We start from the raw sequence: 17,612 nt of genomic DNA on the forward strand, positions 1-17,612 counted from the left end.
TTCACCGGAACGTGTGCGCTCAGTTCGCCAGGGCGTGTTCGACGGAGACTGCCTCGAGTCCGAAGGCCTCGGCGACGTTGTCATTGGTCACGTGTCCGTTGTGGATGTTGAGTCCACGGGCCAGTGCCGAATCCTTCGACAGGGCCGCGTGCCACCCCTGGTTGGCGATCTTGACCGCGAACGGCAGGGTCGCGTTCGTCAATGCCGCTGTGGCTGTGTTCGGTACCGCTCCGGGCATGTTCGCCACGCAGTAGTAGATCGAGTTGTGGACCTCGAACGTCGGATCGTCATGCGTCGTCGGTCGCGAGTTCTCGAAGCAGCCGCCCTGATCGATGGCGATATCGACGAGCACGGAACCTGGCTTCATGCCGGCTACCATCTCGTCGGTGACGAGCTTCGGCGCCTTCTTGCCCGGGATGAGGACCGAGCCGATGACCAGGTCTGCAGAGGCCAGGGACTTCGTGATCTCGTACTTGTTCGACACCTTGGTGGCGATGGCACCGGCAAAGGTCTCATCGATCTGGCGCAGTCGGGGGATGTTGATATCGATGACCTCGACTGCGGCGCCCAGGCCCAATGCCATGCGCGCGGCATTCGTGCCGGCGACGCCGGCACCGATGACGACGACGTTGGCCCGTTCTACTCCGGGGACTCCGGAGAGCAGGATCCCGCGCCCGCCCGAGGCCTTGAGCAGACTGTGGGCTCCGACCTGGGTGGAGAGTCGACCGGCGATCTCACTCATCGGAGCCAGCAGGGGAAGGCCTCCGGCGTCGGGCTGGACCGTCTCGTAGGCGATGGCTGTGGTGCCTGCGTTCATGAGCGCCTGAGTCAGCGCTTCATCTGCAGCCAGGTGCAGGTAGGTGAAGAGAATCAGATCCTTGCGCAGGAATCCGTATTCTTCGGCGATGGGCTCTTTGACCTTGAGGACCATGTCTCCGGCGGCCCAGGTGGTCTTCGCGTCGGGAGCGATGGTGGCGCCGGCTTCGGTGTACTCATCATCGGTGATGAATGATCCTTCGCCGGCACCGGCCTGAACTGTGACGTCGTGTCCGTGGGCAACGAGCTCGTGGACGCCGGCAGCGGTGATGGCGACGCGGAACTCGTTGTTCTTGACCTCTGTGGGCACTGAAATGCGCATAGCTTTCCTTCTCTCATGTTGCCCCATGGGCAGTTCCAGCCAGTTCGAACTGTGGCTGAGGATACATCTCACTGTATTCCTTAGAAGGTCTGGAGGGCAAACCTTTATATCCAGTATTCGTGACGAATTTTGCGGAATCGGTGGAAAATTGGTCGCCTTGATACGAAATGTTGAACTTTTGTCGCTGACCGACGCAATTAAGACGAACTTTTTGGAGGCACCGACCATCGGGCGACTGGCAGGGACGACCAAGTCATGGCGGCAACGGGCAGAACCGGTAAGCTGAAATCTGTCAGGGATTCACCACACCCGCGATGGAGGGCTCGACATGGGACTGTTCAAGGATATCGACGACGCTGATTCGAAGTACTACTTCAATCTCAAGACCAACAAGGTCGAACGCGGCCTGGTCAGCGATGCGGACCATCGCATGGGCCCCTATGAGACAGAGGAAGTGGCCCAAGCCGCCCTCGAGCGTGCTCAGGCTCGCAATGAGGAGTGGGAAGAAGACGACAAGAAGTGGAACGGCTGAGGAATGTCGCGTCAGGAAGAATTCGTTCTTCGCACCGTCGAGGATCGTGAAGTCCGCTTCATCCGGCTCTGGTTCACCGACGTCCTCGGGGGCCTGAAGTCCGTCGCGGTCGTTCCCGCAGAACTCGAGGGGGCGTTCTCCGAGGGGATCGGGTTCGACGGTTCCGCTGTCGAAGGACTCTCACGTGTCTATGAGGCCGATATGGTGCTCAAGCCGGACCCTTCGACCTTCTCGCTGCTGCCTTGGCGCGGAGAGAAGGAACCCACGGGGAGGATGTTCTGCGACATCCATGTGCCCGGGGGCGAGCCGGCGCAGGCCGATCCGCGCAATGTCCTCAAACGGACGCTGGCGAAGGCTGCCGAGAAGGGCTTCTCCTTCTATGTTCACCCGGAGATCGAGTTCTACCTCTTCCAGACGTCCAACCTCGATCCCGTCAGCGGCATCCTCGAGGGCACGACTCCCATCCCCGTCGACACCGCAGGGTACTTCGACCACGTCAACGGCGGGACAGCCAACGATTTCCGACGCTCGGCAGTCACCATGCTCGAAGCCATGGGGCTGTCCGTGGAGTTCTCACACCACGAGGCCGGACCAGGTCAGAACGAGATCGACCTGCGCTACGCAGACGCCCTGACCATGGCCGACAACATCATGACCTTCCGATCGGTGATCAAGGAGGTGGCGATCTCCCAGGGCGTGTACGCCTCGTTCATGCCCAAACCCCTCAATGATCATCCAGGCAGCGGAATGCACACACACGTCTCGCTCTTCGAAGGTGAGAACAACGCCTTCTTCGAGCCCGGGGCCATGTACCAGCTGTCGAAGACCGGCAGGCAGTTCATCGCCGGAGTCCTCACCCACGCCGCGGAGATCACCGCGGTGACGAACCAGCATGTGAACTCCTACAAGCGACTGTGGACCGGTCATGAGGCCCCGTCCTATATCTCGTGGGGACATCGGAACCGGTCCGCGCTGGTCCGGGTGCCGCAGTACAACTCGGGCAAGTCCTCTTCGGCTCGCATCGAGTACCGGGCCCTTGACTCCTCGGCAAACCCGTATCTGTCCTATGCGCTCCTGCTCGCCGCGGGGCTCAAGGGCATCGAGGAGGACTACGAACTGCCAGAGGAGGCAGAGGACAACGTCTGGCAGCTCTCGGACACGGAACGCCGGGCCATGGGAATTCAGGCCCTGCCGACCAGTCTGTCGCACGCCTTGGAGATCATGGAGCAGTCCGATCTCGTTGCAGAGACCCTGGGCGAGGAGGTCTTCGATTTCTTCCTGCGCAACAAACGACAGGAATGGAATGACTACCGCGCTCAGGTGACGCCGTTCGAGCTCAGCAAACACTTCACCTCGATGTAGACCCATGGCACGAATCACTTCGCGCACCTCCGTCGTCTCCTCGTCAGCGGCCCGCTTCCTCGATGAGATCGATGAGCTCGTCGGCGAGCCTCTGGCCACCGATTCTCGGTTCATCGATCTCCTCGAAGCGACCCCGGATCCCCACGCGGCCGCACTGGGCCTGCTCCGGGTCCTGGAGGCGGCGGGGGAGTCGGCACCTCAGTTCCTGTCCGCCATCCGTTCCGGGGCCGGGGAGGATCTGGCTGAGGACGAACTCGACCGTGCGCTGCTGCGTCGAGTGCTGGCGGTCATGGGCACCTCAGAAGCGATGGTCGACCACCTCGTGCGGCATCCTGAGTCTCTGCCGCAGCTGGTGGAGCAGTCACCGTTCCTCATGATCTCCACCCCGGCGGCTTCGGCGGCAGCGCTGCGCAGAGATCTGCTGAGCGCCGTGGGCGCCGACCCTGATTCACCGGCGCCTACGGCGGACCACCTCGGCGATGAGGCGATCAAGGACCTTCGTCGCACCTATCGCGATGCCCAGCTGCGGCTGGTCGCCGATGATCTCGTCGCCGAGGCGCCCGAGGAGATCGTCGACCACGTGATGGCTGTGCTCTCTGACCTGGCGGCGGCGGCGATGGATGCCGCACTGGCCATCGCCCGGGCAGAGCTCGATCCTCAGGGCACGGTTCGCATTGCGGTGATCGCCCTGGGCAAGACTGGGGCTCGTGAACTCAACTATGTCTCAGACGTCGATGTGGTCTTCGTCCTCGACTCCTCGACGAACGATGAACAGCGCGAACTGGCCACTGAACTGGCCCAACGTATGCGCAGCATCCTCTCCGACGCCGGAGCAGAACCTGCCCTGTGGGAGGTCGATACCGCGCTGCGCCCCGAAGGCAAAGCGGGGGCATTGGTGCGCACCATGTCCGAGTTCACGCGCTACTACGCCGACATCGCAAAGAACTGGGAGTTCCAGGCTCTTCTCAAGGCACGGCCCGTGGCCGGTGATGTGGGAGTGGGCGAGGAGTTCGTCGAAACGCTCCTGCCGCTCGTGTGGGAGGCCGCCAGCAGGCAGGGATTCATCGACGGAATCCGTTCGATGCGTCGTCGTGTCGTGGACCTCATTCCCGCCGCCGAGGCGCCCAGGCAGATCAAGCTCGGACGTGGGGGACTGCGTGACGTGGAGTTCTCCGCGCAGCTGCTCCAACTCGTCCACGGGCGCACGGACGAGGAGATCCGGACTCCGAATACTCTCGTGGCGTTGGAGGAGTTGGGAGAGCACGGGTACATCGGAAAAGAGGATGCCTACGTCTTCTCCTCCGCCTACCGTTTCATGCGCGTGGTCGAACACCGGGTCCAGATTCCGCGGATGCTGCGCAATGCACTCATCCCCGACGACGATGAGAAGCTGCGCATTCTCGCGCGCTCGGTCTTCACCTCGGGTTCACGCACCGGCGCCCGGCTGGAGGACACCCGCAAGGACTACGCGAAACAGGTCACCCGCCTCCACGAGCAGATCTTCTACCGCCCCATCCTCGATGCGGCGGTCGGCGTCCACGGTGCCGTGGTCGATGCACACAATCGCGGCAGCAGCATGCAGGCTGCCGCCGATCGGCTCCAGGCATTCGGGTACCGCGACCCGCAGGGGGCTCTGGCCCACATCAAAGCGCTGACGTCTGGTATGTCGCGCACCGCGCTGGTCATCAAGCAGGTCCTGCCGGCGCTGCTGGACTGGTTCTCAGACGGTGTCAGTCCCGATGCCGCGCTGTTGGCATTTCGTCGGCTCACAGACTCACTGTCATCATCCGGTTGGTTCCTCAAGATGCTCCGGGACTCCGGACTGGCGGCGAAGTCCGTAGCGGAGGTCCTCTCGCTGTCCGGCTATGCCAGCGAACTGCTGCTGCGCCAGCCTGCCGCCGTTGCCTGGTTGGACAACTTCGACAACCTCAAGTCCCGCGATTCGAAGGCACTTGCCGCCGAGGTCGCAGGGCTGCTCAAACGGCATGGGGCAGCGTCGATCACACCGATACGCGAAACCTACAGTCGTGAACTTCTGCGCATCGCTCTGCGCGATGTCCTCGATGTCGGCGATCGAGCCGAAATCCCCGGCGATCTCTCTGCCCTGATGGATCTGACGGTCAGCGGTGCGCTGCAGGCCGTGCGGCTTGACCTCGATGGGCCAGAGACTCCGCCCTACGAGTTCGCGATCATCGCAATGGGCCGCTGGGGCGGAAATGAGATCGGGTACTTCTCCGATGCTGATGTGACCTTCGTCTTCCGCTCCGTCGGTGAGGAGCTGGGTGCCGAGGATAAGGCCAAGCTGAGCAAGCACGTCAACAAGGTTGCCCTCGGGTTGGGGAGCCGACTCAAGGCCAGCGATGCCGCGCAGGGTGTGGATCTCGACGCAGATCTGCGTCCGGAGGGCAAGAACGGGCCTTTGGTCCGTGCGCTCTCGTCCTACCGGGCCTACTATGCGAAGTGGTCCCAACCGTGGGAGGCGCAGGCGCTGCTGAGGGCGCGTCCGGTCGCCGGTGACTCCGGCCTCATCGAAGACTTCACGGAGCTGATCGATCCGCTGCGCTATCCGGTGGAGATGCCGACGAAGTCGCTGACGCAGGTTCGCACCCTCAAGGCACGGATGGAGGACGAGCGTCTGCCCCGCAATGCGGACAAACGTCGCCACCTCAAGCTCGGCCGAGGCAGCCTCTCCGACGTCGAGTGGACCGTCCAGCTCCTGCAGCTTCAGCACGCCCACAGGATTCCTGGCCTGCGCACGACATCGACGCTGACAGCCCTCAGTGTCGCAGCCGAGGAAGGGCTCATCCCCACGGATGATGCCGAGGAGCTGGCGGCCGCATGGCAGCTGGCCACCAACGTCCGCTCAGCCGTGATGCTGTATCGAGGGCGAACCGCCCAATCACTGCCGGAGGAGCACTTCGAGCTGGAGGCCACGGCCCGGCTGCTCGGATATCCGGCGGGTGGCGGTCACGAACTCGAAGACGACTATCTGCGCACCACCCGCCATGCCAGGAACATCATGGAGGAACACTTCTACGGCTTCTGACGCCCGTCCTCAGGCGTCGTTGAACTCCAGGCCCAGCAGCGCGTTCTCAACGACCTCAGGCAGAGCCGGATGAATCCAGTACTGTCCCTTGGCCACCTCGTCGGCTCGCTGGTCGAACGCCATCGCCTGGATCAGCGGCTGGATGATCATGGACGCTTCATGACCGACGATGTGCGCGCCCAGGATCTTGCGCGTTGCACGGTCGGCGACGATCTTCACGATCCCGGGGTCATCGGCCATCGCCCACCCGTAGGCCACGTCGGCATACTTCTGCACCTTCACGCTCACGTCATGGCCGGCCCGCCGGGCTTCCTCCTCGGTGATGCCGACATAGGCGACCTGCGGCGAGGTGAACACCGCACCGGGAACGGCGTGATGGTTGACCTCCCGCAGCTGCGCCTCGGCGCCGCTTCCCGGTGCACCGGCTGCCACGTCCACGGCCAGGTTGTCACCGACGACGGCAGCTTCGTGATTGGCGACGTGCTTGAGCTGGTGCGGCGAGCTGATGTCGCCGAGGGCGAACACGCCGGGAACCGGACGGCCCTGGGACAGCACGCGCTGACGTGAGTCGACGCTGAGTCGCGCATCATCGAGGATGTCGAAACCGGCGTCGCCCACGCGCAGGCTCGTGGTGTTCGGTGTGCGCCCGGTGGCGATGAGAACCGCATCCGCGTCCAGCTGCGCAGGCAGATCGACATCGCCGAGGCGGCCGCTGGGTCGCAGTGTCACGCTCACCTGGTCGTTGTCGAAGCTGTAGGACGCCACCTCTGCTCCGCGGTGGACAGTATGGTTGCGTTCGAAGAGTTCGGTGAACTCCGTTGAGACTTCCTCATCGATGGTGCCGAGCAGACGTGGACCACGGGCGATCACGGTCACCTCGGTGCCGAGTCCGGCGAAGACGTGGGCGAACTCCATGGCGATGATGCCGGACCCGATGATGACCAGGCGTTCGGGTCTCTGGGGAATGCGCATGATCGAGTTGGAGGTGAAGACGGGGTAGCCATCGGTGTCCACCAGCTTCGGCTCGAGTCCTGTGGCCTCGGGGATGACGGGGGAGGCCCCGGCCGCGATGACGATTCGATCGGCTGTGATCGTCTCACCTGAGGCCGTTCGCACCGTTTTCTCTCCGACGAACTCGACGTGTTCGGCGACGACGCTCACATTGGGTTGCCGGTCGCCGCTGCGGTAGTCCCGACCTCCGGATTCGATGGCGTCGACCCGGTCGAAGATGCGTTTCTGCAGCGCGGGCCAATCCACGCCGTGAAAGTCGGTCGAGAGGTTGTAGCGGTTCGCCTCGGCTGCCTGTTCGGCGATTGTGGCGGGATAGACGAACATCTTCGTGGGAATGCACCCGACGTTGAGGCAGGTGCCGCCGAAGTGCCACTCCTCAGCAATCGCCACGTTGAGGTCGGAGAAGCGGTCGTCGAGGAACATGTTCCCCGACCCTGTGCCGATCAGTAGGAGATCGAAATGCGTCATTGTCCATCCCTGTATCAGTTGTGGTCACAATCGAATGCGGCCCTGGTCAGATGCACTGAAGGGCGCCACGGGTGAAACCCGTGACGCCCCCACTGTATTCCCTCAGTCCGTGGCTCACCTGCTCTGCGGCAATCCGCGGGCCCTGGGGCCGTGGCTCAGAGTCCGTAGTAGAGCTCGAATTCTGTCGGAGTCGGACGCAGACGTGCAACGTCGATCTCGTTCTCCCGTTTGATCCGAATCCACGTCTCGATCAGGTCGGAGGTGAAGACGTCGCCCGCGGTGAGGAAGTCGTGGTCCTTTTCGAGCTCGATGAGCGCCTCATCGAGGGAGCCGGGGACCAGCTTGATGTCCTTGGCCTCCTCTGGTGGGAGCTCGTAGAGGTCCTTGTCGATGGGCTCCGGGGGCTCGATGCGATTGCGGATTCCGTCGAGGCCGGCCATCAGCTGGGCCGAGAAGGCCAAGTAGGGGTTGGTCGACGGGTCCGGCACGCGGAACTCGAGACGCTTGGCCTTCGGCGAGCTGCCGGTGACCGGGATGCGGATCGCGGCGGAGCGGTTGCGAGCCGAGTAGACGAGGTTGACGGGAGCTTCGTATCCGGGCACGAGACGACGGTACGAGTTGATCGTCGGGTTGGTGAAGGCCAGCACTGCGCCTGCGTGTTCGATGAGGCCGCCGATGTACCAGCGAGCCAGATCGGAGAGCCCACCATAGCCGTTCTCGTCGTAGAACAGCGGTTCACCGTTCTTCCACAGCGACTGGTGGCAGTGCATGCCCGAACCGTTGTCATCGAAGAGCGGCTTGGGCATGAAGGTGGCCGACTTGCCGAGTTCGTAGGCGGTGTTCTTGATCACGTACTTGAAGTCGAGGAGCTGATCGCCGGCATGCTGCAGGGTCTTGAACTTGTAGTTGATCTCCTGCTGACCTGCGGTGCCGACCTCATGGTGGGCCCGCTCCATCTCGAAACCGATCTGCTCCAGCGTCAGCGACATCTGATCGCGGATGTCGGCGAACTTATCCTGGGGTGAGACAGGGAAGTATCCGCCCTTGAACGGGGTCTTGTAGCCGAGGTTGCCGCCGGGCTCGTCTTCGCCCGTGCTCCAGGCGGCTTCCTCAGAGTCGATCTTGTAGAAGCTGCTGCCCGGGGTGTTCTGGTAGCGGATGGAGTCGAAGAGGTAGAACTCCGCCTCGGCTCCGAAGAATACGGTGTCGGCGATTCCAGTGCTTTCGAGGTAGGCCTCGGCCTTGGCCGCAACCTGGCGCGGATCACGGGAGTAGGGCTCATCGGTGAAGGGATCGACGATTGAGTGAGTGATGACCAATGTTTTGGCCTCACGGAATGGGTCGATGTAGGCCGATGAGACATCGGCGAGCAGCTTCATATCCGACTCGTGAATACCCTGGAAGCCCGTGATTGAGGAACCGTCGAAGAGCAGCCCTTCGGTGATCTCTTCCGTGCCGTATGAGGCCGCTGGAAGGTTGAAATGCTGGACGACACCGGGGAGGTCGCAGAAGCGAACGTCAACGAATTTGACGTCGTTCTCCGAGATGTAGTTGACGAGTTCTTCAGCAGACGAGAACACTTAGTCTCCTAGTTAGGTTATGGTGGTCGTTTGTCTTGACCACCCCCAATCTTAGTTGCAAGCGGGTGAAGTGGTGATGTCGTCCGTGTTTCGGGCATGTTTCCTGAGGATTCGTCCAGGATCGACTTGGGTAAGCTGAGTCCGTGATTAATCGTGATGACCTCGGCTCCTGGCTTGAGGGACCCAAGATCGAACGAGAAGACGGAGACTGGCCTGGCCGGCGTTTGGGCTTGCCGGAGACCGGTTCTCATTCGGTGGCTCCGGCCTGGCGAAGGCTGCTGGGACTGATGGTCGATTGGTTCATGTGCCTGGCCATCGCCAATCTCATCGGTTCGTCCAATCCGTTTCTGGTACCCGGGCTCTTCGCCCTTGAGCATTTCCTGCTCGTGTCGACGCTCGGCTACACGGTGGGCCACCGGATCTTCGGCATCGAAGTCCGTCGCCTCGACGGTCATATGCCTGGGTTGGTCAAGACCCTCATCCGCACGGTTCTGGTCGTTCTCGTCATCCCCGCGCTGATCTTTAACCGCGACAATCGTGGTCTCCATGATCTGGCTGCCGGCACACTCATTCTCAAACGCTGAACAGTTGAGCCGCGGATTCGGTGACGAACAACCTCGGTGACGAACAACCTGGGTGACGACCTGGCTGGGGCGAGGACTGGATCGACCGAGAGCCGAAAGCAGTAAGCGCACCGTCCAGGTACGGCAGAGGGCACCGACTCATTCGAGTCGGTGCCCTCTGCTTTGTGTTCAAGACTTGAAGTCTTCGCGCAACCGGAGGACTGTCGTCCCCTGTGGCCGTCTGCTGGCTCAAGTCAGGCCAGGTTGGATCAGCGTCCGCGCATCGCCTTGTGATTCGGGCGAGCCTTGTTCGGATCGATGCCCTTCGGAATCGGGGGACGGGTGCCCTGAGTGCCGAGAGCAGCGAGGCGGTTTCGCACGGCCAGGACCTCGGTCTTATTGAGCTTACGAGGCAGCTTCTGCACGGCAGGAACGACCTGCTTCATCTTCAGCTGTCCCTCTTCGTTGCCACCCTGGAACGTATGGACCGGGACGTTGGGCAGAATGCGCTCGTGACGCTTCCTCTCCTTGGCCAGCAGTTTCGCACTGCGTCCCTTCGGTCCTTCGCTGAGCAGAACGACACCCGCACGACCCGTTGACCGAAACACGAGGTCACGGCTCTTCGGATCGATGGCGATGGGCTTGTCGTCCATCAGGTAACCGCGGCGGGCGGTGTTGAGGACGGCGCCGAAGGCTCCGGGCTGACCATCCATCTGTGCGAAGGCGGCAGTCTCAGCGAACCGACCGAGCATGAACATGCCGAGGAGCAGACCCACCATGAAGCCGAGGATCGTGGTGAAGACCGCTCCACCGAACAGAAGCCCGGCCAGCAGGCCGAGCAGTGTGCAGCCGAGGATCGCTGCGGCCAGCAGCCACGGAGTGGCCTTATTGTGTTTGGCCGACAGCTCATAGACCTGCTTCATCTGCGCCAGACGGCCCGGCTTCTTGTTCGGGTCCTTGGGCTTCCGGCGGAAAAGTCCCTTGCGCGGTTCTTCGCTCATGCTCTCACTTGCTCTTGAATGGCGTGTCGACGTCGAGGCCGGGCCTCAAACGTTCTCATTGCTCAGCAGTCAAGTCTACCTCTTCGCCCGGACCGAATGTATCCACAACGGCCTGAGCCTCCTGCTTCGCGGGAGTGTGCTTGTCCAGGTGCGAGAGATGGGCTGGGATCTGCTGTCCCCGGTGGCGCATCGCGGTTGCCCACAGGCGGCCGGCACGGTACGAGGAACGCACCAGCGGACCAGACATGACACCCGAGAATCCGATCTCCTCCGCGGCATCGCGCAGCATGACGAAGTCGGCAGGTTTGACCCACCGCGTCACGGGGTGGTGGCGAGGCGAGGGACGCAGGTACTGGTTGATCGTGATGAGATCGCAACCTGCCTCGTGGAGGTCGCGCAGAGTTGCGATGATCTCGTCATTCGTCTCACCCATGCCCAACATCAGGTTGGACTTCGTGATCAGACCTGCATCGCGGGCCTGAGTGATCACGGACAGAGACCGTTCATAGCGAAATGCCGGACGGATGCGCTTGAAGATCCGGGGGACCGTCTCAACGTTGTGAGCCAGCACCTCAGGACGAGAGGAGAAGACTTCGGCGAGCTGATCCGGCTCGGCGTTGAAGTCCGGGATGAGGAGTTCGACACCGGTGCCGCTGCCGTCGGAGTAGTCGAGGTTGTGGATCTGGCGCACAGTCTCCGCGTAGAGCCATGCACCTCCGTCCTCAAGGTCGTCGCGGGCAACGCCGGTAATCGTTGAGTAGCGCAGTCCCATCTCGCTCACCGAGGCGGCCACACGACGGGGCTCGTCGGCATCGAAGTCGGCAGGCTTGCCGGTGTCGATCTGACAGAAGTCACAGCGCCTGGTGCACTGCTCGCCGCCGATGAGGAACGTCGCCTCACGGTCTTCCCAGCATTCGAAGATGTTGGGGCAGCCGGCTTCCTCGCAGACCGTGTGCAGCTCCTGCTTGCGGACCAGCGACTTCAGAGAGGTGTATTCGGGTCCGATATGGGCCTTCGCCTTGATCCAGGCGGGCTTGTCTTCGATTGGCGTCTCTGAGTTCCGTGCCTCGACACGGAGCATGCGGCGGCCTTCTGGCGCTATGGTCACGTCAATTCTCCTAGGCTGTGATGTGGTTGTGCAGGATCTCGTCAAGGCGGTTCGCGACATCCTCAGGTGTCACGTTGCGGCCGAGTTCTGCACTCATGGTCGTGGTGTCGGCGTCCGCGATACCGCAGGCGATGATCGATTCGTAGGCAGCCAGGTCGTTGCTGCAGTTGAGTGCCAGGCCGTGCATGGTGACACCTTCGTGGATGCGGATGCCGATGGCCCCGATCTTCCGGTCGCGGCGGGTTCCGTCTCCGAGGATCCAAACTCCTGCGCGTCCCTCAACGGTGGTGGCTTCGATGTCGTATTCGGCGAGGAGTTCGATCATCGAGTCCTCGAGCTGCGATACGAAGAGCCTGACCTCTTTGGGATCGTGGAGTTTGTACACGAGGTAGGCCACGAGCTGGCCCGGACCGTGCCAGGTGATCTTCCCTCCACGATCGACGTCGACGACCTCAGTGCCGTCGGTGGGTCTTTCATGGTCTTCCGTGCGTTTCCCGGCCGTGTAGACCGGTGGATGTTCGAGCAGGAGAACCGTAGATTCGCGATCTCCAGCGAGCACTTCTTCGTGGTATCTCTTCTGCAAGTCCCAGGTTCGCTGATAATCCGAATAGTCGGGCGCGAAACCCAGCGTTTCTGTGACCAGAGGCATGCACCCAGACTATGTCTCTTGTCCCGGGGGTTCAATTTCAGAGGAGATGAGCCTCGACACCTTTGCGCACCCCACGGCTATTGACATACGGACCAACATCAAACAGTATTAAATGCACACAAACACTACTGAACGTTTCTGATGAAGCCACGCAATCCATCGACGGAGATGACGAACAATGACGTGGGAACTCCAATCACCGGTCTCTGATGACATCTACCGACTCGTGAACGAACAGGGCCGGACGCTGTGGGGAGTCGCCCATCGAGGCTTCGACGTCGATCACCCTCAGGCTCTCGGCTTCGTCGAAGTCGCTCTGCCCAGCGGCCCCACCTCTCTTCTCCTCGTCGAACCATTCGCCGGCGGGTTCGTCCTCGATGCCGTCCGCTCCTACCAGGGACTGGTCGAGGGGGAGCTGCGTACGCTCTTCCTCGGGATCGTCGACGAACTGCTGTCCAGCAGCGATGCCCAGTCTCGGCTCTGCCTCGAATGCATCGGACTCGATGCCGATGGACACCCGCGGATCATTCCCGGAATCAGCCGTACCCAGTCATCATCGATGCGCTTCGCCGTCGGAGAGATGATCTATCACGCGGCGTACGGTCGTCCGTGGGCGCAGAGTCCACTGCCGGTCACCGTTGCACTCTCCGACTTCTCCCAGCCCGTTCAGACCTTGGTGGCGCAGCTGTTGGACGAATCAGTCTCGGATACCGGCCTGTCCGCCACCCTCGCCGAGGTGAGCGGAACTCTTCGTCGAACCGGGACACCGAGTGCCCTTCCGCTTTTGCCTGCCGAACGCGATCTCGATCCCGGGTTGGCGCTGACGGCTCGGCTGCGCGCGGCCAAGGCACCCGGCGCCGATACTCGTTCCGCGCCGAGAGCGCTGCCTGAGCCTCCCGCGCCCACCACGGATTCCACCCGGTCGGTTGAGACAGATGGCGCGGCTGGCCGCCTGCGAGCCGCCAGTCGCGACCACGCTCGCAGGAAGGGGCAGAGAACGCGTCGCAGCCGTCGGAGTCGAGGGAGTCCATCCTGGTTCAGGCTCGTCACCTCGTGGCTGGCAACGAACAGGTCCAGCTTGGTCAGACGACTGTCTGAAAGAGATCAAAGTGAGCGAAGGTGGAGGTTCGGCACACGCACCTGGGCCATCCTTGCTGTGAGCCTCACGGTCATCGGAGGCTTCGTCATGGTCAGGTCATGGAGTTCGGGGGATAGTCCTGCCTCAGTCAGTTCCACTCAGGGGACTGGTGCCGAAGCCGAGTCGAAGCCCTCCCACGAATCGACCCCGTCTCCTGCGGAGAGTCCGAATCGAGACTCGGACCTGGACCAGGGTGGTGTGGATCGGCTCTCCGAGACTCAGATTCTCGACCTCCTGGAGGATCTCTGTCAACGGCGCTCGGAGGCACTGAGCTCTGGGGACGACCAGGCCCTGGCGGCACTGACCGTTCCCGACTCGGCGGCCGCAGCCGCCGATGAACTGCTCGACCTGCAGGCCTTCGTCGGCAATGCCTACACGATCGAAGTCGATGACCTCGTCATCACCAAGCAGACAGAGACACGCATCCTCGTTGACGCGCAGATGTCGACGAAAGTGACCGTCGACGGCGAGATCTCAGACTTCGAGCCCACCCAGGTCGAGTTCGAGCTGGAGTCCCACACCGGCGAATGGAAGATCGGCACAGTCACCGAGATCGAAGACTGAACAGTCGCAGCCGCTGGGAACATGGAGAAGGGCCGGTCACAACTGTGACCGGCCCTTCTCGCCCCTTTGGTGGGTCTCGCGACTCACCGAGAGAGACAGCTCATGAAGCGACTCAGAGTTCGAGGTCCGCTTCGAAGTTTCCTTCTTCCAGACGAGCCTTGATCGTCTGCAGGAATCGTCCTGCATCCGCGCCATCGACCAACTGGTGGTTGTAGGTCAGCGGCAGGTAGACCATGTCACGGATGGCAATCGACTCTTCGCCGTCCTCAGTCTTGACGACGATCGGGCGACGCACGATCGTACCGGTGCCGAGAATACCCATCTGCGGCTGGTTGATGATCGGAGTGTCGAACAGTGCTCCCACCGAGCCGATGTTGGTGATGGTGAACGTTCCGCCGGACAGTTCATCAGGCATGATCTTGTTGTTGCGGGTGCGGTCCGCAACATCGTCAATGGACTTCGACAGCCCCGCGATACTCAGGTCACCCGCATCCTTGATCACAGGAACCAGGAGTCCGCGTGGGGTGTCCACTGCGATCGCCAGGTGCTCGTGGTCGAAGTACGAGATCTGCTGAGATTCCAGATCGTACTGTGCGTTGACCTTGGGGTGCTGCTTGAGAGCCTCGACGACTGCCTTGCCGAAGAACGGCAGGTAGGTCAGCTTCGAGCCGTGCTTGGACTGGAAGGCCTCTTTGTTGGCCTTGCGCAGCTTGACGACGCGGGTCATATCGACCTCGACCACCTGGGTGAGCTGAGCCGATACCTCGAGGGATTCGCTCATCCGCTTGGCGATGGTCTGGCGGATGCGAGAAGCCTTCTCCGTGGTGCCGCGAAGCTTGGCGGCCTCCTCGGGGATCTCGAGCTTGAACGGCTCCTTCGCGCCGCCGGCTGCTGGAGCAGCAGACCCTGCCGGAGCAGACGAACGGTTGGCCGCTGCGGCCACGACGTCCTGCTTGCGGATGCGTCCACCCACGCCGGTGCCGGTGACCGAGCTCAGATCGACACCCTCATCGCGTGCCAGGCGGCGCACGAGGGGAGTCACATATGCGGCATTCTCACCGACGGTGTCAGCAGCGGCAGGAACCGATGCAGATCCTTCGGACTTCTCAGCAGGCTTCTTCTCGTCAGGCTTCGAAGCGGCCGGGGCAGAAGTCTCCTGCTTCGGTGCCTCTTCTGCAGGCTCAGACTTCTCGTCTTCGGCCGGAGCCTCTTCCTCAGCAGGCTCCTCAGCTGGTTCTTCGGCCGGCTCTTCCTCTGCATCAGAGGAAGACTCGGCTTCACCCGAACCGGAATCTGTCGATCCCGAGTCGGAGGACGAAGGAGCGCCGGAGCCGACGCGAGCCAATGGCTCGCCGACCTCGACTGTCTCGTCCTCTTCTGCCAGGTGTGCCTGCACGATGCCTGCCACGGGGGAGGGCACCTCGGTGTCGACCTTGTCGGTGGACACCTCGAGGAGAGGCTCGTCGACCTCAACCTCTTCGCCGACCTCCTTCAGCCAACGAGTCACAGTGCCTTCTGTCACGGACTCGCCCAGCGCCGGCATGGTGATCTCCGTGCCTTCGCCTTCGGAGCCTGACGAGGCCGGTGCTTCAGCTGCTGGTTCGTCTGCTGAGTCCGCGGATGATTCCTCGGCCGCCTCGGTCTCCTCTGCCTCTGCGGGCTCGGGAGCTTCGGCCGCTTCAGAAGAATCCTCGTCATCGGAGTCATCTTCCTCAGACGAGGCCGCGGAGTCCGATCCGCTGCCGTCGCCGATGTAGGCAAGATCTCCACCGACTTCGACGACATCGTCTTCGTCGGCCAGGATCTTCTCGAGAACACCTGCGTAAGGGCTGGGGATCTCTGTGTCGACCTTGTCGGTCGACACTTCGAGCAAGGGCTCGTCTACTTCGATTTCTTCGCCGACCTCTTTGAGCCAGCGGGTGACTGTTCCTTCGGTCACCGACTCACCGAGAGCCGGCATCTGCACGGAATTCGACATGTCTTTCGTCTCCTCGGATCTTAAGAGTGGAAGTGCAGGGGTTTGCCGGCCAGGGCCAGGTGGGCCTCGCCGAGTGCTTCATTCTGCGTCGGGTGAGCGTGAATGAGTTGCGCAACTTCCTCTGGGAATGCTTCCCAGTTGATGATCAGTTGGGCTTCACCGGCCTGTTCGCTCAGTCGAGCGCCGATGCCGTGGATGCCCACAACAGGTCCGTTCTTCTCGCGGATGACCTTGATCAGACCAGTGGTGTTCAGGATCACGGACTTGCCGTTTCCACCCAGGTTGTATTCGAGGGACTCGACACTGTCGGCGCCATACTGCTCTTCGGCCTGCTTGGACGAGAGTCCGACCGAGAAGATCTCGGGTTCGCAGTAGGTCACGCGGGGGATGCCGGATTCCAGAACGGGAACCGGGTTGAGCCCTGCGATCTCCTCGGCGATGAAGATTCCCTGACCGAAGGCACGGTGTGCCAGCTGCAGGCCGGGAACGATGTCGCCACAGGCGTAGATATTGCCGACTCCGGTGTGGAGACGCTCGTTGGCCAGGACGAATCCGCGGTCCATCGGGATGCCCTGCTCTTCGAAGCCGAAGCCGTCGGTGACCGGGCCACGGCCGACAGCCACGAGGAGGTACTCGGCTTCGAGGATCGATCCGTCTTCGAGGGTGACCTTGACACCGTCGGCGGTCTCTTCGACGCCCTTGAACATGGTGCCGAGCTTGAAGCCGATCTTGCGCTTCTTGAACGCGCGCTCCAGGTTCTTCGAGATCGTCTCGTCCTCGTTGGCCACGAGGTGCTTGAGTCCCTCAACGATGGTGACCTTCGCTCCGAACGACGACCACACGCTGGCGAACTCGACGCCGATGACGCCGCCGCCGAGGACGATCGCCGATTCGGGAACCTTGTTCAGCTGCAGAGCTTCGGTACTCGTAATCACGCGCTCGGTGATGTCGAGGCCGATGGTCTTCGACGTCGAACCGGTCGACAGGAGAACGTTGGTGCCGGTCACGGTGTGCGTGCCGTCTTCACCGTCAACCTCGACCGTGTCTTTGCCGGTGAGTTTTCCGGTGCCGAAGTACGTGTCGATTCCACGTGCCTTGACCAGGCCCTGCAGGCCCTTGTAGTTGCGGGAGATGACATTGTCCTTGTAGTCAAGAACCTTCTCAATGTCGATGCCCTTGAATTCGACGTCAATGCCGAAGTTCGACGATTCCTTCGCCGTGTCGGCGACTTCTGCAGCGTGCAGAAGCGCCTTGGTCGGAACACAACCGCGGTGCAAGCATGTGCCGCCAACCTTGTCGCGTTCGATCAAAGCAACCTTCATGTCGAGCTCTGCAGCGCGCAGTGCGGCAGCATAGCCGCCGGTTCCGCCGCCCAGAACGACAAGGTCGTAGGTCAATGAGTCACTCACGGATTACTCCTCGTAGCTGTGAATAAGCCTGCCGTACGCAGCTTTCCTTCTATCTTTCCACTTTT

General features: G+C 62.1%; 13 protein-coding genes. 5 read left to right on the plus strand and 8 right to left on the minus strand.

Features of this window, described 5'->3' with window-relative positions; translation table 11 throughout:
- Positions 1 to 19 precede the first annotated feature (19 nt).
- Positions 20 to 1,138 (minus strand): alanine dehydrogenase, encoded by a 1,119-nt coding sequence (gene ald / locus PGC08_RS10035; protein ID WP_009885209.1) that lies wholly within the window; start codon positions 1,136 to 1,138, stop codon positions 20 to 22.
- 328 nt (positions 1,139 to 1,466) lie between these two features.
- Between ald and PGC08_RS10040 the strand changes: the two genes are divergently transcribed.
- From PGC08_RS10040 to PGC08_RS10050, 3 genes are read left to right on the plus strand one after another with little or no spacing between them, the layout of a single operon-like run.
- Positions 1,467 to 1,670, plus strand: a complete 204-nt coding sequence (locus PGC08_RS10040; protein ID WP_009885210.1) for a hypothetical protein — start codon at positions 1,467 to 1,469, stop codon at positions 1,668 to 1,670.
- A 3-nt stretch (positions 1,671 to 1,673) separates the two neighbouring features.
- Positions 1,674 to 3,032: a type I glutamate--ammonia ligase gene (gene glnA, locus PGC08_RS10045; protein WP_009885211.1), complete on the plus strand. Its 1,359-nt coding sequence runs from the start codon at positions 1,674 to 1,676 to the stop codon at positions 3,030 to 3,032.
- A 4-nt stretch (positions 3,033 to 3,036) separates the two neighbouring features.
- Positions 3,037 to 6,078, plus strand: a complete 3,042-nt coding sequence (locus PGC08_RS10050; RefSeq protein ID WP_096161984.1) for a bifunctional [glutamine synthetase] adenylyltransferase/[glutamine synthetase]-adenylyl-L-tyrosine phosphorylase — start codon at positions 3,037 to 3,039, stop codon at positions 6,076 to 6,078.
- Between the two features lie 9 nt (positions 6,079 to 6,087).
- Here PGC08_RS10050 and PGC08_RS10055 read toward each other — a convergent pair whose 3' ends face one another.
- Together PGC08_RS10055 and glnA (PGC08_RS10060) are read right to left on the minus strand one after the other, a co-directional pair.
- Positions 6,088 to 7,557: a mycothione reductase gene (locus tag PGC08_RS10055; RefSeq protein ID WP_271708362.1), complete on the minus strand. Its 1,470-nt coding sequence runs from the start codon at positions 7,555 to 7,557 to the stop codon at positions 6,088 to 6,090.
- Between the two features lie 155 nt (positions 7,558 to 7,712).
- Positions 7,713 to 9,137, minus strand: a complete 1,425-nt coding sequence (gene glnA / locus PGC08_RS10060; protein WP_009884662.1) for a type I glutamate--ammonia ligase — start codon at positions 9,135 to 9,137, stop codon at positions 7,713 to 7,715.
- A gap of 143 nt (positions 9,138 to 9,280) precedes the next feature.
- Here glnA (PGC08_RS10060) and PGC08_RS10065 point away from each other — a divergent pair, with 143 nt between their 5' ends.
- A complete protein-coding gene (locus tag PGC08_RS10065; protein ID WP_009884661.1) occupies positions 9,281 to 9,721 on the plus strand; it encodes an RDD family protein in 441 nt (146 codons plus the stop codon).
- A 248-nt stretch (positions 9,722 to 9,969) separates the two neighbouring features.
- Here the strand turns inward: PGC08_RS10065 and PGC08_RS10070 are convergent, their stop codons facing one another.
- From PGC08_RS10070 to lipB, 3 genes are read right to left on the minus strand one after another with little or no spacing between them, the layout of a single operon-like run.
- Positions 9,970 to 10,701, minus strand: a complete 732-nt coding sequence (locus tag PGC08_RS10070; RefSeq protein WP_009884660.1) for a DUF4191 domain-containing protein — start codon at positions 10,699 to 10,701, stop codon at positions 9,970 to 9,972.
- A 55-nt stretch (positions 10,702 to 10,756) separates the two neighbouring features.
- Positions 10,757 to 11,809, minus strand: coding sequence for a lipoyl synthase (gene lipA, locus PGC08_RS10075; RefSeq protein ID WP_009884659.1), 1,053 nt, complete (start codon positions 11,807 to 11,809; stop codon positions 10,757 to 10,759).
- A 10-nt stretch (positions 11,810 to 11,819) separates the two neighbouring features.
- Complete coding sequence (gene lipB / locus PGC08_RS10080) at positions 11,820 to 12,458, minus strand: lipoyl(octanoyl) transferase LipB (RefSeq protein WP_096160706.1); 639 nt, start codon at positions 12,456 to 12,458, stop codon at positions 11,820 to 11,822.
- Between the two features lie 178 nt (positions 12,459 to 12,636).
- On the opposite strand from lipB, the gene PGC08_RS10085 reads away from it, so the two are divergent.
- On the plus strand, positions 12,637 to 14,160 hold the full coding sequence (locus PGC08_RS10085) for a hypothetical protein (protein WP_193069988.1): 1,524 nt from the start codon (positions 12,637 to 12,639) through the stop codon (positions 14,158 to 14,160).
- 112 nt (positions 14,161 to 14,272) lie between these two features.
- On the opposite strand, the gene sucB is transcribed toward PGC08_RS10085, so the two are convergent.
- Positions 14,273 to 16,138, minus strand: a complete 1,866-nt coding sequence (sucB, locus tag PGC08_RS10090) for a 2-oxoglutarate dehydrogenase, E2 component, dihydrolipoamide succinyltransferase (protein ID WP_271708363.1) — start codon at positions 16,136 to 16,138, stop codon at positions 14,273 to 14,275.
- 20 nt (positions 16,139 to 16,158) lie between these two features.
- Positions 16,159 to 17,547, minus strand: coding sequence for a dihydrolipoyl dehydrogenase (lpdA, locus tag PGC08_RS10095; RefSeq protein ID WP_271708364.1), 1,389 nt, complete (start codon positions 17,545 to 17,547; stop codon positions 16,159 to 16,161).
- Between the last annotated feature and the right edge of the window lie 65 nt (positions 17,548 to 17,612).

This window comes from Brevibacterium sp. BDJS002, assembly GCF_028201555.1.
Classification (GTDB): domain Bacteria; phylum Actinomycetota; class Actinomycetes; order Actinomycetales; family Brevibacteriaceae; genus Brevibacterium; species Brevibacterium aurantiacum.